Raw genomic sequence first — 21865 nt, forward strand, 5'->3', positions numbered from 1 at the left:
GTCACCGGCCCGAGATCAGCTCGAGCGTCGGGCGGCCCGAGTCCGGATCCACGGTGCGCACCCGCGCCTTGTGCGGATCGCCCGCGCGCACCCGCGCCATCACCGTGTCACCGGCCGCGAAGTCCACCAGCGAACTGCGGTAGAGCGTGCGCAGGTGAGCGATGGACAATCCCGAGATCTCGTGCAGCCAGGCGACACACCGCGCATCCGTGGTGTCACCGCGCAGCGTGGCGAGCAGTGCGGGCAGCTCGTCGCGCCACTGCGGATGGCAGCGTTCCACGAAGTCCGCCAGCCGCGCGGCCGCATCGGTGAACGGCGAGAACACCATGGTGACGAGCGTGTCCGGGCGGAGCCCGAAGGCGCGTTCGGCGTAGGCGTCGGCCAGCGCGCGCCGCTCGGCGATTCGCTCCGGCGAGTCGTAGCGTTCCAGCGCCAGCCGGATGAGGCGGTCGGGCATCTCCTTCTTGCGCATCACCGTCTCGGCGAACTCCAGGTACTCCGCGATACCCGCCGCGTAGGTCCGGCCCTCGACGTACTCGGCCCGCAGGCCGCGCAGGTGGGCCATGAGAGTCGGGTTGGCGCAATCGGATTCGGTGAAGCTGAAGGCGAGGTCGTCGAAGCGGAAGCCGAGGAAGTCGACGACCAGATCCCAGTGGTCGTCCACCCGGTAGCTGACCAGGTCGTAGATGGAGACGAAGGCGGGCTGCACCGCACGATCGCCCACCGCGACCGCGCGGGCCGCCACCTCCGGCGAGCCGTCGCCGAACAGCTCACGGAAGTAGGCGTCACCGATGCCGCGCAGGGCGATCAGCAGATCCTGGAAGGTCATGCCGTGGCGGCGCACATCGATGCCGATCCCCTCCGCCAGACGCCTGATCCACGCCGCGTAGAGCATCTGCTCACGCCGCGAATCACCGGTCATCACGGCGTCCACGCCGCCGCCCCACCAGACCGCCCGACCGTAGAAGTCGGCGACCGCGAGATTGCAGCTGTTGCAGAAGGTGGGGCGGCCGTCACCGGCCGACCGGTGCCCGTTCATCAGCACGTCGAGCCGGTTGACCGCCACCAGTTGCGCGGGCAGCGGAAGATCGACGTCGAAGCGGCGGACCTCGGTGTGGTCGACGGTGAGCAGTTCGGCGCGGTCGTCGTCGAGCAGCCCCAGCGCCGCGTACACTCGCTCGATGTTCTCCATCACCGCGCGCGGCACCCCGGCATGACGCATATTCGCCACGCGGACAGCGAAAGTCGTGCCGTGCACCAGCCGCAGCCGCAGCTGCACGGCCCGCACGAACGCGACCACATAGGTGCTGTCCTTGCCGCCGCCGTAGGCCACCATGACCTTGTAGTCGGCGATCCGGTCCGGGCCGCCCGCGGCCTCGAGCAGCGTATCGCCGACCGCCGCCACGCCGTCCCGCTCGGCCGGGGTGAGGAAGGCGATCAGCCGCTCGTACCGTGCCCGATCGTCGTGGGCCTGTTGCTCGTTCACAGCGGTTCCGCCTCGAAGTCGAAGTTCTCGATGATCTTGTGGATGCCCGCCTCGACGACGTGCTCGTCGTCGTGCAGCAGAATGAAACGCCCGCGGTGCAGCGCGTCGTAGGAGCCGCCCGGTGCGAGCACCTGTCCGGCCTCGGGCAGGAGTTCGCGCCAGACGATCGGCACCTGGTCCCGCATGGATCCGGCCCGGACCACCCGTTCGGAGTGCTCGGCCGGCTTCGGCACGACCAGCCAGCCCCCGGAGGTGTCGGTGGGTGCGGGCGGTGTGGCGACCGGCTCACCCACGAGCGCGCGCAGCCACAGTTCGTAGAGATTGACGCCGAATGCCTTGTTGATCAGGTGCGGCACCTCGGCACCGCCCACCCGGCCGCCGATCTCCAGGAATACCGGAGCGCCGTCCGGAGGCAGGAAGATCTCGAGGTGGAAAGGCAACCGGCGCAGGCGCAAGGCGGCGACGACCCGTCGGGAGAACTCCTCCAGCAGGGTGCGCCGCGGCGACGGACCGAGCAGCACCGAGCCGAGCGGCGTGCCGCCGGTGAACGACAGGCAGTCGTTGATGTAGCGGGCGGTCGCCTGGAAGGTGATCCGGGAGTCGTCGTCGGCGAAACCGTCGACATGGTAGATGTCGCCCGCGATGAATTCCTCGACCTCGTAGCGGGACGAATCGACGGTCGCCAGTGCGGTTTCCAGTTCGGCCGCGTCGTCCACCCGCAGCACGCCGATACTGGCGGCGGAGTCGATCGGCTTGAGGATCAACGGATATCCGCACTCCGCCGCGAAAGACCGGGCCCGCTCGCACCGGGCGAAGCGGGGTACGAGCAGGCCCGCCGCCGCCACCACCTGCTTCATCCGCACCTTGTCCCGGTACACGGCGACCTCGTCGACCGTCGGCCCGGGAATCGCGAACCGCTCCCGCACCCGAGCCGCGGTCTCCAGCGTGAATTCCGAGAGCGCGATCAGCAGATCCACCGGACCCACCCGCTCGATGACATCCGCGACGGCGGCCCCCAGTTCGGTCACGTCGTTCACATCGGAAACCGTTATCCGGCAGGCGATTCGCTCGGGGTGGGCCAGCACGCCGTCGGCGCCGGGACCGTCGACCACGTAGCTCACCCGGTGGGCGTCGTGGTCGATGAACTCCTCGTAGCGGGTGAGCTCGTTGTCCCAGCGCACCCCGTCGCTGAAGCGCGGCCACTTGTTGACGATGACGATGTGCATCAGTGCACCTCCGGTGTGGTGATCTGCTCGCCGTCCCAGGGCGTGGCGACGGCGGGCTCGGCGTGCCAGGACGAGAACCCCTGCGCGATATCGAAATCCAGCAGCACGCGAAAGCGGTCGATGGCGTCGTCGCCGGTGAAGACGTCCAGGTAGCCCGCCGCCAACAGATCACGACGGACCCGGTCGTCATCGGACACCGCGGTCGTCAGCTTGCCGCCGACCACGCACGGCACGGCCAGCCCGTCGGACCGGACGGCCGACAGCAGCACGCGCGCGCCGTGGAAGCCGTGCCCGTTGACACTCGATACGACCAACAGATCGGGCCGGTCCTCGCGCAGGGCGCGGGTGACCACACCGATCGGCGTGCAGGTGCCCAGATTGCGCACGCACGCGCCGTATTCCTCGAGCAACTTGTGCAGATAGACCAGATTCCAGAGGTGGGAATCGGATTCGACGGTGCACAGCACGCACCGAAAGCGACTGTTCATGCCTCGACCTCCACGGTTGCGATCTCGCGGGGTTGCAGCGCCTTGCGGAAGGCGGCCATGGTGAGCGGCAGCAGGACGGCGCCGAACAGGCACAGCAGAGCGCTGAGCCACAGCACGAGCCGCTGGGGGCCGACGCTGGCGCCCACCCCGCCGATCATGAGTCCCGCGATCGGATAGGACACCAGGTTGAGCAGATAGAACGGCCCCATCACCTTGCCGAGGTGCTCGCCGGGGATCACCTTGAGGCGCTGGGTGCGGTTGTAGACGTTGTAGAGCGCGGCTCCGACGATCACCGCGACGAAGGCGGGAGCGTAGACGAGATAGGACGGCGCGAAGGCGGCGACCAGCAGGGCGGCGCAGATCAGCGCGAAACCCGTCACGCCGACGAGACCGATGCCGAAGCGCCGCAACAGTATCGGAATCAGCAGCAGGTTGAGCAGCCCCATGATCCCGACCGCGGTGTTGAGCAGACCGTACGCCGAATCGGGGGCCCGGAACACATCGGTGATCAGTGCCGCGTTCGCCGCCAGCAGCACACCCACCACCAGATTGATGGCGAAGTTCAGCACGCCGAGCAGCAGCACCGGACGGATGCTCACCAGCAGCCGCCAGCCGATGGCCAGTTCGGCGAGCACCGCCCGCGCCGCCTGGCGCACCGCGGGTTCGCGGCGCGGGCGGGGCAGCGGCAGCCAGGTCGCCGCGGCGATCGCGAAGGCAGCGGCGGCGACCAGTAGCAGCCACAGCTTGCCCAGGAAGAGCGCGGCCACGGTCGCCAGCGCGGGGCCGAGCGCCATGGCCAGCAGCTCCATATTCTGGACCAGCGACTGCACCGCCGCGACCTGCGACGGCGGCGCCAGCTGCGGCACCATCTTCTCGATCGACATCCGGATGGGCGCCATGCAGACCGACAGACACGCACCGCCCGCCATCAGGGCGACCGTCGCCGCGCCGGGCTCGGCGAGGCATACCAGCAGCACCGTGAGCAGGATGAGCGCGCGCAGCAGCGAAACCCGGGCGAACAATCGCGCGCCGCCGTCGCGGTCCGCGAGCAGGCCCGCGAAGGGGTAGGCGAGCAGGCCGGGCAGCCATTCCAGCGCGAACGCGAAACCGAGGGTGGAGACCTCACCGGTGTCCTGGAAGATCAGCAGCGGCACCGCGAACAGGATCACCTGTTCGGCCACCAGGCCCAGCAGGACCCCGGAGGCGAACAGCGCACGCTGTCGGACACTCGCCCCTGAGTTCACGCCGGCCCTCCGCCGCGTTCCCGTTCCCGGATGAGCGGCAGCACATGGGTATAGAAGATCCGCATCTCGTCGCGGGTCGGCCAGCCGGAGAAGATGAACTCGCCGACACCGGCCGCGCGGTAGGAATAGAGGTAGTCGGCGACCTCCCGGTAGCTGCCCACCACGCAGAGCGCGGGACCGCCCCGATACGGCACGAAACCGGAGTAGATCATCGGGGACAGCCAGTCGTCGTCGGCCTGCGCGGCGAGCCGGAAGGACGTCTTGACGGCCTCGGAATCCGACGCGGCGACGAACTTCTCGACCCATGCCCGATGCGCCTGATCCGGATTCTCCTGCATGGCAGCGAGATCGGCGAGCGCCTGCTCGCGGGTGGCACGGGCCAGGACGTGCATGCGAATGCCGACCCGGGTGCCCTTGTCCAGCACCGGCCGAGCCGCGGCCTCGATGCCCTCGGGGGTGTCGCCGTAGCGCAGCCAGCAGTCCGCGTACATGGTCGCGGTCTCCTTGGCGATCTCCGAGGCACCGCTGAGGTAGATCTCCGGTCTGCCCTTGCCCTGGTAACCCAGGCCGAGTTCGGCCTCCCTGATGGCGTAGTGATCACCCTCGTGGGTCAGCGGCGACTCGCCGTTCCAGAACCGGTGGCAGATCTGCAGGAACTCCTGGGTGCGGGCGTAGCGTCCGTCATGAGCCACGAAGTCGCCGTAGTACGCCTGCTCCACGGGCGAGATCCCGGCCACCAGATTCAGCGCGATGCGGCCGTCCGACATCCACGAGATGGTGTTCACCACCTGCGTGAACAGCGTCGGCGACAGCAGTCCGGGCCGGTAGGCGAGGATGAAGGTGACATCGCGCGTCTCCCGGACCAGCGCACCGATCAGCGGCAGCGGATCGGGCATGTAGTGGGCGATGCCCATGAGCAGGGAGTCGACGCCGAGCCGGTCGGCTTCCTGCGCGAACGCCACCATCCCGTCGAAGTCGAGTTCGCCGACCCGATACTTCTCGGTGGCCGACTGCTGTCCACTGTCCGCCGGGGCACACCAGTGGAATCGCAATTCTCCGGAATCATGGTTTCGCGCCGCGGAAATCGGGGCGAACTCCATACGATCAGAATTCATTTATCGAGATTCATTTCGGTCTCGGAATTGATCAATACAGCTTCCCGATCGAGATTAATCGCGTGTTACGACCGGTGTCAACCAGCTGTTTCACACTTCTCCCGATGGCCGAAATCCCCCCGAACGGGTGATGGACAGACTTCTTCCGACACTCGATAATGGGCTTCGTCCACACAATTCTTTTCGGTATCGATCCAATTATCCGATCAACCTTCACCACTATTGAACGGACCGGACTTGCCCACTGAATCGACCGAATCGACGGTATCCGCACTCCCGTCGACACGTGCGCATCTCACCTCACCGCGGACCATTGCGACGTTGACCGTCCAGTCGGCATTCCAGGCGGCCGCGCGGGAATTCCTGACCGCCGAGGGTTTCACCGAACTGCTGCCGCCGATCATCGGCCCGGTGACCGATCCCGGGTCCCGCGGCGCGAAGCAGGTCGACATCGACTACTACGGTCATCGATACAAGCTGATGACCAGCGGAATTCTCTACAAACAGGCATCCCTGCTCGCCTTCGACAAAATCTTCCACGTGGCCCCCAATGTGCGGCTGGAGCCGCTCGACACCGCGGTGACACATCGCCATCTGGTCGAATTCCACCAACTGGACGTGGAGATCGCCGGCGGCTCCCGGGACGACGCGATGGATGTCGCCGAACGCATGACGACCCACGTGGTGGAGTACGTGCTCAGCAATGCCAAACACGAGCTGCGAGAACTCGGCCGCGACGTCGAACAGCTGAACCAGGTCCTCGCGGGTCCCTACGGCCGCAAGCGCCATACCGAGGCGGTGCGCGAACTACGCGACCTCGGCTACGACCAGCCGGACCACACCGAGATCGAATGGGCCGGTGAGGAACTCGTCTCGGCGGCCGCGACCCGCCCGTTCTTCGTCACCGACTACCCGAAGGGATCGCGGGGCTTCTACGACCGGGAGGATCCGGACTCGCCCGGCGTGCTCCGCAATTTCGACCTGATCTTCCCCGGCGGCTTCGGGGAGATGATGAGCGGCAGTGAGCGCGAGTCGGACTACCGGACCCTGCTGACCCGAATTCGCGAAACCGGGGAGAACCCGGCCAAGTACGAGTGGTATCTCACACTGGCGCGCGAAGGACTGCCGCCCAGTGCGGGATTCGGCCTCGGAGTGGAACGGTTCACCCGCTTCCTCTGCGGCTCCGACGCCGTCTGGCAGGCCACTGCCTACCCGAAGCTGCCGGGAGTCCCGCGACCATGAGCGCCCTGACAGCTCCGGGATTCCCGGAACGGGAGGTGCGCGCCCGCGCCCGGTCGGCGGCGGGCGCGGTATTCCCCGATCGCACCCGGTACGGCTCGACCCTGTTCGGTCAGGGCGAGCACCCGATGCCGGAAGCCCCGGACGCGATCGACCGGATCCGTGTGGTGCCACCGGTCTTCGTCCCCCTGCGGGAGGAGCGGTTGTTCGAGCTGGGACGGGAACCACTCGCCGGTGATGTCGACCTGACCACCACGATCGGCGGCCTGCGCACCGAGCTTCCGGTCTATGTCTCGGCATTCGGCTCGACCGCCGTGGTGGAGGGCGATCTCGGCGTCGCGCTGGCGCGGCAGGCCGCCGCATCCGGCATACCGATGGTGATCGGCGAGAACATCGTTCCGGTATCCGGTTACGGCCGGTTGACGCCGGAATCGCCGGGGCCGCGCGAGTCACAGGGGTCGCTGCTGCGCAGGCTCAACGAGTACGCCAAGACGGCCGCCGACGACATCGGTGGCGTGATCGTTCAGCAGAGCACCGAGGACGCCGACGCCGAGGTGTGGAATCTGGTGTACAGCGACCCGGCGGCCGAGCCGCTGCTGGCCACCGGCCGACTCGCCTTCGAGCTGAAGGTGGGGCAGGGCGCCAAGCCCGGTCTCGGCGGTATGACCCTCGTGCCCCGGCGCCATGCCGCGCGGCTGGCGGCGTGGTACGACATGGTGGAAATCGACCCCGATAGCGCGGACGGCACCGGCCCGGTCCTGCGCTGCGCCACCCCCGGCACGTTCACCCCGGAGATCCTGCGCCATCAGATTCGCTTGATGCGCAACAACTTTCCACGGTGCCGCGTATGGGTGAAGCTGCCGCCGTCGCGGGATGTGGCCGCCGCGGCGGAGGTGGCGTGGACGGCGGGTGCGGACGCGGTGACCGTCGACGGGGCCGAAGCCGGAACCGGCTGGGCCCCAATTGGATTCCTGGAGAATGTGGGCCTGCCCCTGGCCGAATGCCTGCGCCGGATCGGCGATCGCCGTGGCGACCTGCTGGTGTCCGGCCGCTGCTGGGAGGGCACCCGGGTGGTGAAGTGCCTGGCACTCGGCGCCAGTGCCACCGGCCTCGGTCGGGCGGCGCTGGTCGCCGCCGACGAGGACCTCGAGCACGGACTGCGCAATCTGCTCGCCGCACTGGAACTGGAATTGCGACTGCTGGTCAGCGCCCTCGGCAAGTACCGGATCGCGGACCTGGCGGCCGAGGACGTCTGGCTGCCCGAGTCGCCCCGGGGCGACCGATAGCCCCGCTAGCGGTCGCCGCAGGCGAGTTGTTCGGCACGGACGGCGGCCACCGCGGCCTCGATCCGGCTGGTCACATCGAGCTTGGTGAGAATGCGGCTGACATACTCCTTGACCGTCTCCGGGCTGATGTAGAGCCGGGAGCCGATCTCTCGATTGGACAGGCCGTCGACGACCAGCTCCAGGATCTCCCGTTCCCGCTTGGTCATGGCGGCCAGGCGGCGCTGCACCTCGTAATCCGCGGCCGCGTCGGCATGCACCCGGTCCGGTTGCGGCATCAGTGCCAGCACCGCCCCGGAGATCAGCACCTCCAGCACCTCCAAGACCGCGGCCGCGCCGCGATCGGTGGCCACCACCGCGTCGACCTGGTCGATATCGGCCTTGGCCGCGCCGTGCTCGACCAGGAGCGTGATCATGGGCGCATGCGCCAGGCCGCGCAGCTGGGCCACCGTCTCGGCCAGACCCGCTACGTAGGCGACCGAGGCGTCCACGGCGACCACGTCGGGCCGCCAGTGCCCGGCCCGGTCGGCGACCTCGCGCCAGGAACAGGTGCCCGCCAGCACGAAGCCTTCGCTGGCCGCGACCGCATCCTCGAAATCCGTTCGCGCGAACGGCGAATCGGAGGCAACCAGGAGTGTCCGAGGTCGCGCCGCGCCGGATTCGCGCAACCCGACTCCGCCGAAGGTGATTCCGTCGGGAGTCTCTCCGATCGTGCCGAACTTCCACATGATCGCTGCCCACCTCGCATTGGCGCCCGAACCCGCCCCTTCGAGTGCAATTTAGCGACCATGAATACTCATGTCAACACATCGGTGTGCATCGTGCACACAGCAGATTCGTTAACATCGCATCCCGCCGTCAGGCGCCCGAAAGCGTGGGCAGATTCAAGGTCAAATCACGTTGCCGACCCTCGATCGACTAGGTACGCTTCTCAGCGATGGGACGTCATGCCCAGCTCTGCACATGTGGGTGCTACAATGCCTGCTCATGGGCGACGAATTGGGCGTCGGCGAGAGCGCGCAGCGCGAGAAAGTCGTCGAGTCCGCTGGACAGCGGTTCGGACGGCAGCTGAAGGCGTTTCGGCAACGCAATCTTCCCGATGAGCTGATCACACATCAGCACATCCACGAACTGGGAGGTCCTACCCGGAATGTGCAATCTCGGATCGAGAGCGGGCAGGTCGACACCATCAGCGCCACATCGGAGGCCAAATACAACCGAGCGCTCGAGGCCCTGGGACTGCCGCCCGGCAGCGCGACGGCGGCCCTGCACCACGGCGGCACGCTCGGAATGCCCGTCGACGAGCCACCCGCCGCACCCATGACCGATGACGCGGACGATGTCGAGAGCGGCGTGAACGCCCTGCAGAATCTGGCACGCAAGCACCGCTCCGTCGTGGACCTCGTGACCGAACTCGACCGGCTGGGCATCGAATTGAAGCGGGCACGCAGCCACACCGACGGTTACCAGCTGATCTTCCCCAAGACAGCGATCGACCAGCTACTACAGGCACTGCAAGATGTCGCCAAACCCACCCGAGCCTCGGACGAGTCGACCCCGGACGACACGTCGAAAACCTAGCCACCATAACGACTTCCGATCGATTGCGCGGAACGCCGGGTTGTGGTCGACTGTGATTGTCCGCGCCGCCGTGCGCGGTGAACAAGATCGGATGTCCGAAGGCTCGGGACAGGAACTCCAATTGAGCGGCATACTGAACCTGTTCTGGCGCAAGCCATTCCCGTGGCCGTGGCGGCCCGACCGGAGCAAGATCTCCACCCGGGCGCGACTGCGGGCCATGGTCGACGACCTCGAATTGCCCCCGGATTGGACGATCGAGGAGTTCATCGCCGCAGTCGAGCGCATGCGCGGACGCCGCATCGCGCGGCTGCCGCTGCCGCCCACCGCGCCAGTGGGACTGTGCGGACTGTGGCTGGCGTGCAAGGAATACGACGCCATCTTCCTACGGCCCTCCCCCGACTCCACCGTGGAGACCCACGTGGTGCTGCACGAGATCGGCCATATGCTGCTCGGCCATGGGCAGGACCGGCCGATCTCCGCGACGGAATGGGCGACGCTGAAAGAGACCGTCGGCGATATCGACCCCGCCACGGTCCGGGCCGCCCGCGGCATCTCCAGCTACGCCTCCAACGAGGAGTACGAAGCGGAATTGTTCGCCACCCTGATCGGCTCCCACGCCCGCACCGACGGGCCGCGCCGGGACCCGATGCTGAAAGAGATGTAGCGCATGTGGCCGCACGACCACATGCCCCTCTGGGCCACCGCGTCGGCGACGGCGTTCATCGTCCTCATCACCATCATCCGAGTCGCCCTGACCAGGCACGCGAGCATTTTCGGCCATCTCACCAATACGGTGATCGCGCTCAATGCCTCGGCGGCCGTACTGCGGGAGCCGGTCGTCGCCCGCAATCTGGCCGCAGTCGTGCCCGGCGGCCTGCCCACCGTCTTCGACGCCTGGCACTGGCTGACCCTGCTGTCCTGGGCGTGCGGGCTGGGGATGGCGCTGCTGCACGAGTACGGGCCGACCCGCTACCGTTACCGCTTCCGCATCGTGATCGGGCTGTCGGCGCTCGTGGGGTTGGCCTTCCTGATCCTCAGCCACCCGGCGCGCGCACAGGGTCTGCCGTCCATCGCGAACCACGGCGGCTGGCAGTTCGCGGTCTACTTCGGGTTGTACACGGGGCTGCCCGCCGTGATCACGTCCTATTACTTCATCCTGCTGTACAAGGGCGCGCTGTGGCGGACAACCACCTGGTGGGAGCGAATCACGGTGGCCGCCATGGTCGGTCTGGGATTGGCCACCCTGCTCCCGCTGGGCACGATCGCGGCCGCCGGGGTCCTGGATCTCGCCGGCGTCGACAATGCCTTCCACCTCACTTACACCCGGGTGGCCGGTGAACTCGCCTCGGGCGAAGCCGGACTGTTCGTGTACGCCGCCGTGGTGGTCGTCTTCATCCCCACCTCGGCACAGGCCGTGCTGCGGCTGCTACGGCTGGACCAGGAGTCGCGCACCGTACGCCGCCTGTCCCCGATCTGGCGGGACCTGACAGCCGCCGCGCCGCAGGTGGTGTTCCGGCTGAAGTGGGCCGACAGCTGGCACGGATCCCCCCGCGAGCGATTGCACCGCCGCCGCATGGAGATTCACGACGCGGCGGAAATCGTCGCCCGCTACGTCCGGCCGCTTCCCGATGCCGTCGACGAGCTGATCGACACCGTCGTCGCCGAAGCCGACCAGGAGGATATGCGGCTGGTCGCCGAACTGGTCCTGGCGGCCCGCTACCTCGCGGACCACGGTGGGGAACCGCCGGGCGAGCCGACCGCGTACTGGGCCGACGTCCCCAACGAACGCACCCTGCGCCGACTCTGGCAGCCCGCCAGATCACTCGCCCTCGCACCCGATTACGCGCATCCGGTGGTGGCCGGTCGGGTCAGCGTGGGTGGTGGGTGACGCGGACGGTCACCGCAACGCGGCCTCCAGAATCGGCCAGGAGCGGTGGAAGGCGTCCTGCCAGTACATCCAGGAATGCGTTCCGGCGGGCTGGAATTCGACCGTGGCGGGGATGCCCAGCTCGGCCAGGCGGCCCGCCAGCCGGTGGGTGCACAGGTTCGTCGCGGCTTCGATCATGCCCCCGAGCACGATCTGATTCGCCAGGGTGGTCGGTTCGCCGGCCACCAGCGGATTGGCGAGCGTGTCCTCGCGGCCGGGCAGTCCGGTCGCGCTGGAGATGTAGATGGTTTTGCCGCGCAGCTTGTCGGCATTGAGCACCGCGTCGTGGCGCAGCCAGGCGGGGTCGCCGGGCTCACCCCACATATTGCGGACGTCGGCGTCGGCGCGGGCGAGGACGAGTTCGATGTAGGTGCGGCTGATGGCGTCGCTGGTGGAGGCGCAACCGCTGTAGGACGCCACCGCTCGGTACAGGTCGGGGGCGGCGATCGCGAGATTGAGCGCCGACGTGGCCGACATGGAGACGCCCGCAATGGCATTGACGCCGGTGGTGCCCAGGGCGGCGTCGATGACGGGTGGCAGTTCGCGAGTGAGGAAGGTCGTCCACCGGTGTCGGCCGATCTCGGGATCGTCCGCGTACCAGTCGGTGTAGTAGGAGAACGCGCCGCCGATCGGGGTCACCACATTGACGTTCTTGTCGGCGAGAAACTGCACGATATCGGTTTGCCGATGCCAGTTCGCGCGGTCCTCACCGCCGCCGGCGCCATTGAGCAGGTACAGCGTCGGCCGTGGCGCGCTGGTGTCGAACGCGGTGATCACGTGCAGAGTGATGACGCGGGCCATGGACGGTGAGTAGACGTGCATGATCTGCTGCCGCTGTCCCGCCCGGTCGGTGAACACCAGTTCGGCCGTGGCGGGGTCGGCTGCGTCGGGGTCGGCCGCGGCCGTGCCGGACGCGCCGGACAGTCCCGCGGCGACCAGGAGGCAGCCGATCGCCACCAGTATCGACAATCTTCTCTCGCGCATTCGTTCACCCATCATCGCTCGTACGACGGACGCCGCCCGCCCCATGATCGGGGCGAGCGGCCGCACTGCGGACCGTCAGCTGCCCAGGAACTTGCGCAGCGTCTCGGCCAGCACGTCGCTGAACGAGCCGGTCGAGCTGAGCTGGCCGTCGTTGGATCCGAGGCCGTTGTCGTCGAGGCTGCCGAGCACGGTCTCACCCGGGTTGGCGCCGCGCGCGGTGAAACACGCGGTCAGATTCGGCATCTCGTTGCTCACGCCGACCGTGCCCGCGACACCCACACCGCCGCTGGTGATCTGCTGGCCCGCGCGCAGGTCGTCCGGCACCGGATAGGTGATGTGCAGGGTCACCGGATTGCCGGAGTTGACGAACCAGCCGGTACTGGTGACCTTCCAGCCGCCCGCGTTCGGGGTGGCGGTCACATCCTCGGTCTGCTGGCCCCGGCCCGCGTGGTACGCGGTGACGGCGACCTTCACCGGCGCGCCGAAGCCCGCGGGCGGGAAGTCGGTGATGGTGTTGACGTACGGGTTGCCGATGCCGGTGGTGCCGATCTTCACGTCGTAGGTCACCGTGGTGCCGATGCCGATGCTCTCGGCGCTGGCGATCTTCTCGTAGGTATGGGTGATCCCCACGGTGCTGACGTCCTTCTTGGTCTGATAGCTGCGCACCTCGCAGCCCCCGTCCGCCGTGGCGATACCGGTGGCGGCGCTCAGTCCCGCAAAGACGAGCGCGGTGGACGCCGTGAGTGCGGTCATCCTCGTGGTTCGGAACATACTTCTCCTTGTTGTGCCCCGAAAGATGCTCCGGGACAAGGCAATAGCAACAGGACCCTGCGGACGGCCCCGAGGCGACGGTGGTCACCCGGCGGCCAAGTTAACACAGTTAACTGGTCTCTCGTCCAGGAATCGGCCCAATTAGAACTATGAATGTTTCAGATATCCGGGGTGGCATTCCAGGCTGCGTTGCTCACCATTCGCCTGGTGCGGTGACCGTGACAGGAGCGGTTGCGGCAGAGATCAAAAGATTGGAAGTGTGGTTGCGTCGTGTGCCTTACCTGACTGTCGCTGACGCCAGGTTGGGGGTCGTGGGCTCGGTTCCGGCCGCCGGACTGGCTGTGGTCCGGTTTCGAGATACGGCGGATGGTGCTGGATGCGGCGGGTGCGCTGGCGAGTGTGGCGGTGGGATGGCTCCCTCGCGAGGGACGCGGTGAAGCACTCGGGTGCGTCCCGAGGGGGCGGTGGTGTGTCGCGGACGCGATGGGAGCGGCGAGTCATCGCAGACGCGGTGCGATGCTTACGCCACCAGGAGGCACCTCTGCGGCTGCGTCGATGCTCGGGTAGCACGAAGTCGCTGGGTGCCGCAGCGAATACCCCGCGCGACAAGGGCTTTCGTCGCGCGGCGCGCGCTGCTGGATGATTATCGAACCGGGGTTGTGCCGGGACGGCGCTATTCGCGGGCCCGGTGAGGTTCGCGGGGACGATGAGACTCGCGGCCGTGACCGGTTTCGCGATGCCTGGACTCGCGACTGCCACTGGATTCGCTGTCCCCGAGCTCGCGACTGCCACCGGACTCGTGGTGTCCGAGCTCGCGACTGCCACTGGGTTCGCGGTGTCCGAGCTCGTGACCACCACCGGATTCGCGGTGCAGGGATTCGCGGCAGTGCGGCTCGCGCGCGGAGTGAGGCTCCCGGCCACGGCGGGATTCACCCGCGCGGCCGACGCCATGCCCGGATACGGCCGCGCGGTCGGCCAGCAGTCGGGCGCGGCGGCGTTTCACGCTCTCGGCCAGTACTTGTTCGGGGTGATGGAACCGGTTCACCCGCGGTCTACGCTGTGGATCCACCGAGGTCGGCGGGCAGAACGCCGTCCGCCCCGCATCCGCGCCACCAGCCGGAACACGGTGGGTGGCCCACCCGCTCGGATCATCCGGGCCGGCGGTGATCTGCGCATGATGGGCATCGCACACCAACGTGAGGTTGTCGATATCGGTCGGACCGCCTGCCGCCCACGGGATCAGGTGATGCATCGCGCACATCGTCGCCGGCGCCGAACAGTCCGGGTGGGTACAGCCACGATCGCGGGCGATGGCGGCCAACCGCTGCCACTGCGACGCGATCCTTGCCCCCTCCCCCAAATACAGGGCCTTACCTTGAGTTTCGTCGAAGAGCAGCAACAGCGGGATCGAGCCCTGCGCCATCCGCCACGCCTCCCGCACCGGGATCGTCGTCCCCGACGCCGCCCGCGCCACCCCCGCACCCCGGACCAGGTCGGTGACCGACATCGTCAACACGATCGACACCGGCAACCCACGATGCCCACCCAGGCTGGCCGGGCCACTGGCGGACAGGAACGCTTTCAACGCGTCGTGCCGCCGCTGCGCCGCAGACCGCACATCACGCCCGACCGCGGCCGCCAACCGGTTCGGATCGAACCCGTCAGGATCGTGCGTCCCGAGTTGGGGGCTGTCGGGGTCGTCGGGCATGCACATGCCCGGCCGCGCCCACTTCGCGAACACGGTATCGACCATCGCCCGCAACTCCGGATCGAAACACCCCTGGAACGGGCTCATCCCATCCACACGCTGCTCTCCGAAGGTGGCCGCCCGCACCCGGGCGCGGTCCTTCGCGGTGGTGAGTGTCCCGTCGGGGTCGAGGTAGCCCAGGATGCGGTCACCGACCTTGCCCACCATCTCCGGCGTCCCGGCCCGGGCGGCGTCGGCGAGGTGTTCCTCGGCGACCGCGCGGTGTTCGGTGTCGACCGCGTCGGGGATGCGGTCCATCACCCGCATCACCGCCCGCGCATGATCCCCCGAGATCACCCCCTCGGCCTGCGCGGCCGCCGTAGCGGGCAAACGGGGTTCGCACTTCTCGCCGTAGGCACTGGTCATCACCCCCAACTGCGCGGCACCCTTCACCCGGGCGACGGCGTCGGCCTTGGCCAGGCGCAGAGTCTCCACCAGATACCGGTACAACCCCACCGACCCGGTGGTGGTCCACAACCGGCGGTCGTTGATCTCGATCACGTGCCGATGCCCCACCGTTTCGAGGCGACGGCGACACGCTTCCAATCCCTGGATGCGGGCGGCGAATTCGGTGTCGGTGAATCCGGTCAGGTCCTCGGCCGACAGCGTGTCGATCGCGGTCGCCAACATGGCGAGCGCGGGATCACGCTGCTGGATTTCCCCCTCCGAATTCATGCCCTTATTCTATCGCGAAACACATTGCGGCAGAATGGAATAAGCCGTCTGAACTGCATATCTTCAGATCCGATTTGCCCCGTTCTTCCATTACGGAATACCGGAATCAGCGACGCGAAGGACGGATGAACATGCCCTCGATTCAGGTTGCGGTGTGCGGTCCTCGGGACTGCACGCCGACCGACGCCGACAATGCCCGCGAGATCGGCCGCCTGCTGGCGGAAGCCGGGGCGACGGTGCTGTGCGGCGGCGGCACCGGCGTTATGGCCGCGGTCGCCGAAGGCGCTTCCCGCGCTGGCGGGTTGGTGATCGGCGTGCGTCCCGATACCGATCGGGAGCAAGTCTGTGACGGCCTCTCGGCGGTGCTGTACACGAATATGGGCGAGGCACGGAATGCGGTGATCGTGTGGTCGGCCGATGCGGTGATCGTGGTCGGCGGATCGTGGGGGACGCTGTCGGAGGTGGCCCTCGCCCGCAGGCGGGGTGGCGTGCCCGTGATCAGCGTCGGGGGATGGCGGGTGCACGATGCCGACGGGCGACCGCTCGACGCGGGGATCGAGGTGCGCACGCCGGCGGCGGCCGTTGCGACCGCCTTGTCCTGCCTGCCGCCATCGGTGTCCGGTGCCGACGGGGACGCCGCGGGTGGTGTCGGCTAGGTGAAACGGTAGGTGAGACGGTAGGTGTTGGCACCATCGGTGGAGTCGTAGCCGCCGGTACCGGTGAGGCCGGTGAGGTCTCCGGTGCCGGAACCGGGTAGGACGGACCAGTCGGCCCGGGAATCGCCGGTGGCGTCGAACGTGCCGGTCATGCGGAGGACGAAGGTGCCGGCGCGGCCCGCCAGGGTGCAGTGCATGCGTTGCAGGCTGTCGAAGCCGCCGCTGCCGTCGGCGGCGCTATAGGTGATGCCGCGCCATTCCGCGTCGCCGACGATGTCGCCGCTGTAGCGGTCGTGGCCGGTGGCGACGCCCAGGGCCGGGGCTCCGTCGGCGGACGCGAACTCGGTCTGTTCCCAGGACTTCGATTCGATGGTGCCGGTGGCGGTCGTGTCGTTCATGACTCGACGCTAAGGTCGAGGGGGTATCCCGGTCTTGAACAAACGCGAACGCGGGGCACCATGGATTGGACCGCCGACAGCCCACCGCGCGGCCTCCTCGACCCGCGGGCGGGGGCCGGCGTGTATCGCGAGGGCTTCGTTCCGGTATCCGAGGACCTGGCCCACATCGTGGCGCATCACTGGTCGGTCCGCTGGGATCTGCGCGGGCGCGAGCCGTTCGACGTGGAGGTGCTCCCGAGTCCGGCGGTGGTGCTGGTCGTCGAGGACGCGCGGTGCCGGGTGCACGGCGTGCTGCGCGGCAAGTACGCGCAGAAGCTGTCCGGCCGGGGCGATATCTTCGGAACCACCTTCCGCCCGGCGGGATTTCGCACCTTGATCGACCGACCCGTCGCCGATCTCTCCGATCGGGTGGTGCCCGGTTCCGACCTGTTCGGGTCGGATGCCGATCGACTCGCCGCGCGCATCAGCGCGGAATCCGACACCCGCGTGCGGTGCGGATTCGCGGAAGACTTCGTTCGCCAACGGTGTGACAGCGAATCCGGCTGTACCGCACTGCTCAACGAGATCGTGGACGCGATCCTCACCGATCGCACGATCGTGCGCGTCGACGACCTCACACAGCGCTTCGGTCTCGGAAAACGCCACTTGCAGAAGCTGTTTCGTGACCATGCTGGGGTCTCCCCGAAGTGGGTCATCCAGCGCTACCGCCTGCACGAGGCCGCCCAGCGCCTGCACGAGGGCTACCGGGATCTGGCCGCCCTCGCCGCCGAACTCGGTTACGCCGATCAGGCGCACTTCGCCCGCGACTTCAAGACGGTGGTCGGCCGCCCGCCCGCCACCTATCGCGGCGGTGTGCGGTAAGGGTGGTGTGTGCTGGCCGACCGAGGCGATGCGGCGGGCGTCAGCTGAGCTGCCTGCGACGCCGGGCGAGCAGGATGGCGAAGGCGGGTACGCCGAGCAGGGCGGTGACCACTCCGACCGGTACCTCGCGGGCACCGAACGCACTGCGGGCGAGGGTGTCCGCCCAGACCATGAAGACCGCGCCGAGCAGTACCGTGACCGGCAGCAGCCGGGCGTGACCGGGGCCGACCAGGAAGCGGGCGGCATGGGGCAGCACCAGGCCGACGAAGCCGATCGCACCGGCCGCGCTCACCAGCGCCGCCGTCACCACGGCCGTGATCAGCAGCAGCAACAGCCGGGTTCGGCCCACCGCGACGCCCAACGTGGCAGCGGCATCGGAGCCGAAGGCGAAGGCGTCCAGCGTCGGCGCGTACCACAGGCAGAGCACGCAGCCGACGGCGACGACGGTGGCGCAGACGACCACATCCGACCAGGTCGCGCCGGCCAGCGAACCGAGCAGCCAGAACAGCACGCCGCGCGTCTGTTCGGCATTGGCCGACCACAGCACGGTCAGCGAGGTCAGCGCCGAGAACAGTTGCGTACACGCCACACCCGCGAGAACCACTCGGTCCGGGGTGCCGCCCGCGGCGTAGGCCAGGGCCAGCATGAGCGTGAACGACAGCACCGCGCCCAGGAACGCCCCACCCGACAGCGTCAGCGCCCCCGCCCCGACGCCGACCACCGCCACCAGCACAGCGCCGGTGGACGCGCCCGAGGAGACGCCGAGGACGAACGGATCGGCGAGCGTATTGCGCAGCAGCGATTGCAGAATCGCCCCGCACAGCGCCAGCCCCGCCCCGCAGATCGCCGCCAGCACCGCACGCGGCAAGCGCAACTGCCAGACGATGCCGTCGGCCAGTCGACCGGCCGACGACGTCCCCAGTCCGAGATGCTGTCCGATGATGGAATACACATCGCGCACGGATATGTCGGCGGGGCCGATGGATACCGTGACGGCTATCGAAAGGCACAGCAGGACAGCGCACGCCAGGCAGATCGACGCCGCGCGGCGGGTGCGGGTCAACGCGCTGTCGCGAGACCGTTCGCCAACTTCTCGATGGCGTCGATCTCACGGATTCCCGGATCCAGCTCCGAGCCGGTCATGACGACATAGCGCTTATCCTGTACCGCCCGCATCCGGTTGGTCGCCGGATTCGATTCCAGGAACTCGATTTTCGTGGTGAGCGCGTCTCCCTCGATGCGCTGGCGGCTGAGATCGGCGAGCACCAGCACATCGGGATCGCTGGCGACGACCGCCTCCCAGCTGATCTCGGGCCAGTCCTCGCGCTCGTCGGCGAAGACATTGCGCGCACCCACCTCGCGGGCGTACATGCCGGGGGCGGAACAACATCCGGCCATGTAGGGGGTCTTGATTCCGGAGAACCAGAAGGCGACCGTCGGCTCCGAGGTCGCGTTCAGCTTCGCCGTCGCCGCCGCCAACCGCCCGCGCAGCTCGTCGACCAGCCGCGCGCCTCGCTCCTGCACATCGAAGATCCGGGCCAGTTCCGTGATCTCCTGGAACAGCGTCTCGATGCCGAGCGGTTCGGTGCGGGTGACGGTTTCGCCCTCGACCGTCGCCCCCGTGCACACCGACGGCGACTGATAGGTGGGAATGCCGAGCTGCGCGAACCGCGACCGCTCCGCCACCACGGCGGGAGTGAAGGTGTGCGCGCTCGCCGAGGTCACCACATCGGGTTCGGTGGCGAGCACCGCCTCCAGCGACGGATCGTTGTCGGCCAGCCGGGGCACCGTCGCATTGTCGGCCGCCAGCTGCGGCAGCACCGGATCGAACCACGTCGACGTGCCCACCATGCGGTCGGCGAGGCCCAGCGACAGCAGGATCTCGGTGGACGCCTGGTACAGCGAGGCCGCCCGGGTGGGCGCCTGGTCGAAGGTCACCTCCACACCGCAGTTCTCGATGGTCAGCGGATAGCTGGTGCGGCCCGGTGCCCGCGGGGCGCCGCTGGCGGCGGTCTCCGCCGTATCGGCCGCGCCACCGCAGGCGGTCAGCCCGGCGACGAGGCAGCCGACCAGGCCCAGGAGCGAAAGCAGCCGTGTCGGGCGCGTCGTCGATGTCATGGCGAGCACCGTATCAAGATCGACGATGACGATATCCACGCCCGGACTTGCGGATGAACCATCCGAGGTCCCACTAGACCAGACGGAGTTCCTCGACGGGCGTGGTCAGGGTGGTGCCGTTGATCTCGCAGTACAGCAGGCGTTCGGTAATGGAGACACTCATGGCATTGCGACGGTCCAGCGTCGCGGCGGCCGCGTCGACGAAGGTTCGATCCAGGCTGTAGACCGGGATGTCCTCGGCGCGGTGGATCTTCTTGCCGACGAGTTGAGCCAGCACCTTGGCGGGGTCGCGATGGTGGGTGTAGACGGCGGCGCGGTCGGCGAGTTTGCTGCCGCGGTGCAGTCTTTCGGCGTCGGGTGCGCCGACTTCGATCCAGGCGGTGATGCGGCCGGTGAGGTCGCGGACCAGGACCGCGGGTTCGTCGGTCGAGGAGACGCCGCCTTCGCTGAAGGCGATGCCCTCGGTGTATTCGAGGCAGTAGGCCAGCAGCCGGGTCAGCATGAACGCGGGTGTTTCGGATGGGTGGCGAGCGACGCGTAGCTCGACCTCCTGGTAGACGCCGCGATCGACGTCGGCCAGGTTGACGGAGAAGTTGTACATCGTCGCACTCAGGGCCATAGGCGCAGAAGCATAGTCGTGGGCCGGTCCGGGTCCACCGGCCACGCGGTGCTGTGATCCGCGGCACTCCACCCCGAAGCGGCTTGACCTGAATAATTGTTGAGGTTTCAGGATGGTCTCACACGGACTACACAGCTTCGACTCAGGAGATCATCATGACGACCACGACCACCACCACCCGCCCCGCCCGCGACGCCATCACCGTCCCCGCGCTGAGCCGCCCGGTCGCCGTGCTCGGCTCGATCACGGCCGCCGTCGCGGTCAACCTGGTCGTCTGGTTGATCGGTGCCGCCGCGGGCGGTTCCTTCGAAATGACGAACGAGGGCGTGACGCAATCCGTCGCGCCGGGCGGCATCGTCATCCTGACCGTCGTTCCGATGCTGGTGGGCCTCACCGCCGCCGCACTGCTGTCCTACAAGTGGGTGGGCGTGCTGCGAACCGCGGCCGTGATCGGTTCACTCCTGGCGGTCGCGACCATCGCGCTCACCGTCGACGCCGATTTCGACACCGCCTCCACCATCGCCCTGTCGATCACCCACCTCACCCTGGTGCCCGCCCTGGTCATCGCCACCGAGGGCATGCGGCGCAAGCTGATCGAACGTTGAGCAGGCGACACGGCCCGCATCCACCAACGGATGCGGGCCATTCGCGTATCGGTGAGAACAGGCCGGGTGGGCCCGGAAGCATGCCGACCGGGCCCACCTGTAACGGAGGAGTCGAACGAAGCGTTCGCGAGGGAAGATATCTGCCGTGTCGCGGCGACCGACGCGGGTCGCCTGCTGCGCCACAACGGTGACCGTGCACAGCGAATCACCCGATCACGAAGGTGTCCGCGGAGTGCCGGAGACAGGCGGGACAACGCGTGCCGGCCGCGAAACGGCTGTCGAGCGATTCGAATGGACAGGCACCACCTCACTTCCTTGCGCGACTGATATCTCGGCGTCTGCACGACGCGAGTTCAGGGGCCCGTCGCCGGGTTCGAGTCAGGCGTTGATGGCCTGGCGCTCGCGCTCGGGGCGGGCGACTTCGATCTTGCGGGACTTGGCCTGTTCCGCGATCGGAATGACCAAGCGCAGCACGCCGTCTCGGTAGTCGGCGCGAATCCGCTCGGTATCGAGGCTCTCGCCGAGGAACAACTGTCGGCTGAACACGCCGCGGGAACGTTCCGCGGCGATCATCGAACGGTCCGAGTCCAGTTCCGGGCGGGTGGCCCGCACCGTCACCACATTGCGTTCGACATCCAGATCCAGGGAGTCCGGATCGATGCCGGGCAGATCCAACTCCACCAGGAACTCGTCGCCGTCACGCCAGGCGTCCATCGGCATCACCGCCGGACGTGCCGCCGTGCCGAACACCTGCTGCGTCCACCGGTCCAGATCGCGGAACGGATCCGCTCGCATCAGCATGGTCGCCACTCCAACTCACTCCAATCTCATTCGAAGTGGAT

Annotated in this window: 22 protein-coding genes; 8 read left to right on the forward strand and 14 right to left on the reverse strand. The window is 68.0% G+C overall.

All coding sequences use genetic code 11. The annotated features are described in order from the left end of the window. Nucleotide 1: 1 nt before the first annotated feature. The 5 genes from FOH10_RS23485 to FOH10_RS23505 are packed head-to-tail and all read right to left on the reverse strand — an operon-like array spanning nt 2 to nt 5559. On the reverse strand, nt 2-1486 hold the full coding sequence (locus FOH10_RS23485; protein WP_143982349.1) for a hypothetical protein: 1485 nt from the start codon (nt 1484-1486) through the stop codon (nt 2-4). Continuing rightward, nucleotides 1483-2712: an ATP-grasp domain-containing protein gene (locus tag FOH10_RS23490; RefSeq protein ID WP_143982350.1), complete on the reverse strand. Its 1230-nt coding sequence runs from the start codon at nt 2710-2712 to the stop codon at nt 1483-1485. The genes FOH10_RS23485 and FOH10_RS23490 overlap by 4 nt, the downstream gene beginning before the upstream one ends. Then, nucleotides 2712-3200 (reverse strand): cobalamin B12-binding domain-containing protein, encoded by a 489-nt coding sequence (locus tag FOH10_RS23495; protein WP_143982351.1) that lies wholly within the window; start codon nt 3198-3200, stop codon nt 2712-2714. The genes FOH10_RS23490 and FOH10_RS23495 overlap by 1 nt, the downstream gene beginning before the upstream one ends. After that, nucleotides 3197-4444, reverse strand: a complete 1248-nt coding sequence (locus tag FOH10_RS23500; RefSeq protein WP_143982352.1) for an MFS transporter — start codon at nt 4442-4444, stop codon at nt 3197-3199. Before FOH10_RS23500 ends, FOH10_RS23495 begins: the two co-directional genes overlap by 4 nt. Then, on the reverse strand, nt 4441-5559 hold the full coding sequence (locus FOH10_RS23505; RefSeq protein WP_143982353.1) for an LLM class flavin-dependent oxidoreductase: 1119 nt from the start codon (nt 5557-5559) through the stop codon (nt 4441-4443). Before FOH10_RS23505 ends, FOH10_RS23500 begins: the two co-directional genes overlap by 4 nt. A gap of 321 nt (nt 5560-5880) precedes the next feature. On the opposite strand from FOH10_RS23505, the gene FOH10_RS23510 reads away from it, so the two are divergent. Next, nucleotides 5881-6801: an asparagine synthetase A gene (locus FOH10_RS23510; RefSeq protein WP_228814615.1), complete on the forward strand. Its 921-nt coding sequence runs from the start codon at nt 5881-5883 to the stop codon at nt 6799-6801. After that, nucleotides 6798-8084 (forward strand): glutamate synthase-related protein, encoded by a 1287-nt coding sequence (locus FOH10_RS23515; RefSeq protein ID WP_143982354.1) that lies wholly within the window; start codon nt 6798-6800, stop codon nt 8082-8084. The genes FOH10_RS23510 and FOH10_RS23515 overlap by 4 nt, the downstream gene beginning before the upstream one ends. A gap of 5 nt (nt 8085-8089) precedes the next feature. On the opposite strand, the gene FOH10_RS23520 is transcribed toward FOH10_RS23515, so the two are convergent. Further along, nucleotides 8090-8809, reverse strand: coding sequence for a response regulator transcription factor (locus tag FOH10_RS23520; RefSeq protein WP_039818795.1), 720 nt, complete (start codon nt 8807-8809; stop codon nt 8090-8092). Between the two features lie 259 nt (nt 8810-9068). Here FOH10_RS23520 and FOH10_RS23525 point away from each other — a divergent pair, with 259 nt between their 5' ends. The 3 genes from FOH10_RS23525 (at nt 9069) to FOH10_RS23535 (ending at nt 11550) form a co-directional block, all read left to right on the forward strand. Continuing rightward, entirely contained in the window at nt 9069-9662 is a 594-nt protein-coding gene (locus FOH10_RS23525; protein WP_143982355.1) for a hypothetical protein, read from the forward strand. A 121-nt stretch (nt 9663-9783) separates the two neighbouring features. Next, a complete protein-coding gene (locus tag FOH10_RS23530; protein ID WP_143982356.1) occupies nt 9784-10326 on the forward strand; it encodes a regulator in 543 nt (180 codons plus the stop codon). A 3-nt stretch (nt 10327-10329) separates the two neighbouring features. After that, nucleotides 10330-11550 carry a DUF6545 domain-containing protein gene (locus tag FOH10_RS23535; RefSeq protein ID WP_143982357.1) on the forward strand — a complete coding sequence of 407 codons (1221 nt, stop codon included), beginning with the start codon at nt 10330-10332 and terminating at the stop codon, nt 11548-11550. A 9-nt stretch (nt 11551-11559) separates the two neighbouring features. Here FOH10_RS23535 and FOH10_RS23540 read toward each other — a convergent pair whose 3' ends face one another. From FOH10_RS23540 to FOH10_RS23550, 3 genes are all read right to left on the reverse strand, one after another. Further along, nucleotides 11560-12573 (reverse strand): alpha/beta hydrolase, encoded by a 1014-nt coding sequence (locus FOH10_RS23540; protein WP_244961346.1) that lies wholly within the window; start codon nt 12571-12573, stop codon nt 11560-11562. Between the two features lie 75 nt (nt 12574-12648). After that, nucleotides 12649-13344 (reverse strand): hypothetical protein, encoded by a 696-nt coding sequence (locus FOH10_RS23545; RefSeq protein ID WP_143982359.1) that lies wholly within the window; start codon nt 13342-13344, stop codon nt 12649-12651. Between the two features lie 673 nt (nt 13345-14017). Continuing rightward, entirely contained in the window at nt 14018-15766 is a 1749-nt protein-coding gene (locus tag FOH10_RS23550; RefSeq protein WP_143982360.1) for an HNH endonuclease signature motif containing protein, read from the reverse strand. Nucleotides 15767-15897: 131 nt separating this feature from the next. On the opposite strand from FOH10_RS23550, the gene FOH10_RS23555 reads away from it, so the two are divergent. Further along, entirely contained in the window at nt 15898-16422 is a 525-nt protein-coding gene (locus tag FOH10_RS23555) for an SLOG cluster 4 domain-containing protein (RefSeq protein WP_143982361.1), read from the forward strand. Here FOH10_RS23555 and FOH10_RS23560 read toward each other — a convergent pair. Beyond that, a complete protein-coding gene (locus FOH10_RS23560) occupies nt 16419-16820 on the reverse strand; it encodes a DUF3224 domain-containing protein (protein WP_143982362.1) in 402 nt (133 codons plus the stop codon). The genes FOH10_RS23555 and FOH10_RS23560 overlap by 4 nt on opposite strands. Nucleotides 16821-16880: 60 nt before the next feature. On the opposite strand from FOH10_RS23560, the gene FOH10_RS23565 reads away from it, so the two are divergent. Further along, nucleotides 16881-17681 carry a helix-turn-helix domain-containing protein gene (locus FOH10_RS23565; RefSeq protein ID WP_143982363.1) on the forward strand — a complete coding sequence of 267 codons (801 nt, stop codon included), beginning with the start codon at nt 16881-16883 and terminating at the stop codon, nt 17679-17681. A 40-nt stretch (nt 17682-17721) separates the two neighbouring features. Here FOH10_RS23565 and FOH10_RS23570 read toward each other — a convergent pair whose 3' ends face one another. From FOH10_RS23570 to FOH10_RS23580, 3 genes are all read right to left on the reverse strand, one after another. Beyond that, nucleotides 17722-18744: a FecCD family ABC transporter permease gene (locus tag FOH10_RS23570; RefSeq protein ID WP_143982364.1), complete on the reverse strand. Its 1023-nt coding sequence runs from the start codon at nt 18742-18744 to the stop codon at nt 17722-17724. After that, nucleotides 18741-19799 carry an ABC transporter substrate-binding protein gene (locus tag FOH10_RS23575; protein ID WP_143982365.1) on the reverse strand — a complete coding sequence of 353 codons (1059 nt, stop codon included), beginning with the start codon at nt 19797-19799 and terminating at the stop codon, nt 18741-18743. The genes FOH10_RS23570 and FOH10_RS23575 overlap by 4 nt, the downstream gene beginning before the upstream one ends. A gap of 73 nt (nt 19800-19872) precedes the next feature. Next, nucleotides 19873-20418 carry a YaeQ family protein gene (locus FOH10_RS23580; protein ID WP_039811040.1) on the reverse strand — a complete coding sequence of 182 codons (546 nt, stop codon included), beginning with the start codon at nt 20416-20418 and terminating at the stop codon, nt 19873-19875. Between the two features lie 155 nt (nt 20419-20573). On the opposite strand from FOH10_RS23580, the gene FOH10_RS23585 reads away from it, so the two are divergent. After that, complete coding sequence (locus FOH10_RS23585) at nt 20574-21023, forward strand: DUF6069 family protein (RefSeq protein ID WP_143982366.1); 450 nt, start codon at nt 20574-20576, stop codon at nt 21021-21023. 378 nt (nt 21024-21401) lie between these two features. On the opposite strand, the gene FOH10_RS23590 is transcribed toward FOH10_RS23585, so the two are convergent. Beyond that, complete coding sequence (locus tag FOH10_RS23590; protein WP_143982367.1) at nt 21402-21824, reverse strand: Hsp20/alpha crystallin family protein; 423 nt, start codon at nt 21822-21824, stop codon at nt 21402-21404. Nucleotides 21825-21865: the final 41 nt, after the last annotated feature.

Source organism: Nocardia otitidiscaviarum (assembly GCF_007362295.1).
GTDB classification, from domain to species: domain Bacteria; phylum Actinomycetota; class Actinomycetes; order Mycobacteriales; family Mycobacteriaceae; genus Nocardia; species Nocardia otitidiscaviarum.

Excerpts from the sequence above, each read along its gene's own strand:
- FOH10_RS23535 (WP_143982357.1), top strand. The coding sequence starts at position 10,330 with ATGTGGCCGCACGACCACATGCCCCTCTGGGCCACCGCGTCGGCGACG.
- FOH10_RS23590 (WP_143982367.1), bottom strand. The coding sequence starts at position 21,824 with ATGCTGATGCGAGCGGATCCGTTCCGCGATCTGGACCGGTGGACGCAG.
- FOH10_RS23550 (WP_143982360.1), bottom strand. The coding sequence starts at position 15,766 with ATGAATTCGGAGGGGGAAATCCAGCAGCGTGATCCCGCGCTCGCCATG.
- FOH10_RS23575 (WP_143982365.1), bottom strand. The coding sequence starts at position 19,799 with ATGACATCGACGACGCGCCCGACACGGCTGCTTTCGCTCCTGGGCCTG.
- FOH10_RS23525 (WP_143982355.1), top strand. The coding sequence starts at position 9,069 with ATGGGCGACGAATTGGGCGTCGGCGAGAGCGCGCAGCGCGAGAAAGTC.
- FOH10_RS23495 (WP_143982351.1), bottom strand. The coding sequence starts at position 3,200 with ATGAACAGTCGCTTTCGGTGCGTGCTGTGCACCGTCGAATCCGATTCC.
- FOH10_RS23540 (WP_244961346.1), bottom strand. The coding sequence starts at position 12,573 with ATGCGCGAGAGAAGATTGTCGATACTGGTGGCGATCGGCTGCCTCCTG.
- FOH10_RS23545 (WP_143982359.1), bottom strand. The coding sequence starts at position 13,344 with ATGTTCCGAACCACGAGGATGACCGCACTCACGGCGTCCACCGCGCTC.
- FOH10_RS23565 (WP_143982363.1), top strand. The coding sequence starts at position 16,881 with ATGGATTGGACCGCCGACAGCCCACCGCGCGGCCTCCTCGACCCGCGG.
- FOH10_RS23490 (WP_143982350.1), bottom strand. The coding sequence starts at position 2,712 with ATGCACATCGTCATCGTCAACAAGTGGCCGCGCTTCAGCGACGGGGTG.
- FOH10_RS23505 (WP_143982353.1), bottom strand. The coding sequence starts at position 5,559 with ATGAATTCTGATCGTATGGAGTTCGCCCCGATTTCCGCGGCGCGAAAC.
- FOH10_RS23585 (WP_143982366.1), top strand. The coding sequence starts at position 20,574 with ATGACGACCACGACCACCACCACCCGCCCCGCCCGCGACGCCATCACC.
- FOH10_RS23520 (WP_039818795.1), bottom strand. The coding sequence starts at position 8,809 with ATGTGGAAGTTCGGCACGATCGGAGAGACTCCCGACGGAATCACCTTC.
- FOH10_RS23555 (WP_143982361.1), top strand. The coding sequence starts at position 15,898 with ATGCCCTCGATTCAGGTTGCGGTGTGCGGTCCTCGGGACTGCACGCCG.
- FOH10_RS23560 (WP_143982362.1), bottom strand. The coding sequence starts at position 16,820 with ATGAACGACACGACCGCCACCGGCACCATCGAATCGAAGTCCTGGGAA.
- FOH10_RS23515 (WP_143982354.1), top strand. The coding sequence starts at position 6,798 with ATGAGCGCCCTGACAGCTCCGGGATTCCCGGAACGGGAGGTGCGCGCC.
- FOH10_RS23580 (WP_039811040.1), bottom strand. The coding sequence starts at position 20,418 with ATGGCCCTGAGTGCGACGATGTACAACTTCTCCGTCAACCTGGCCGAC.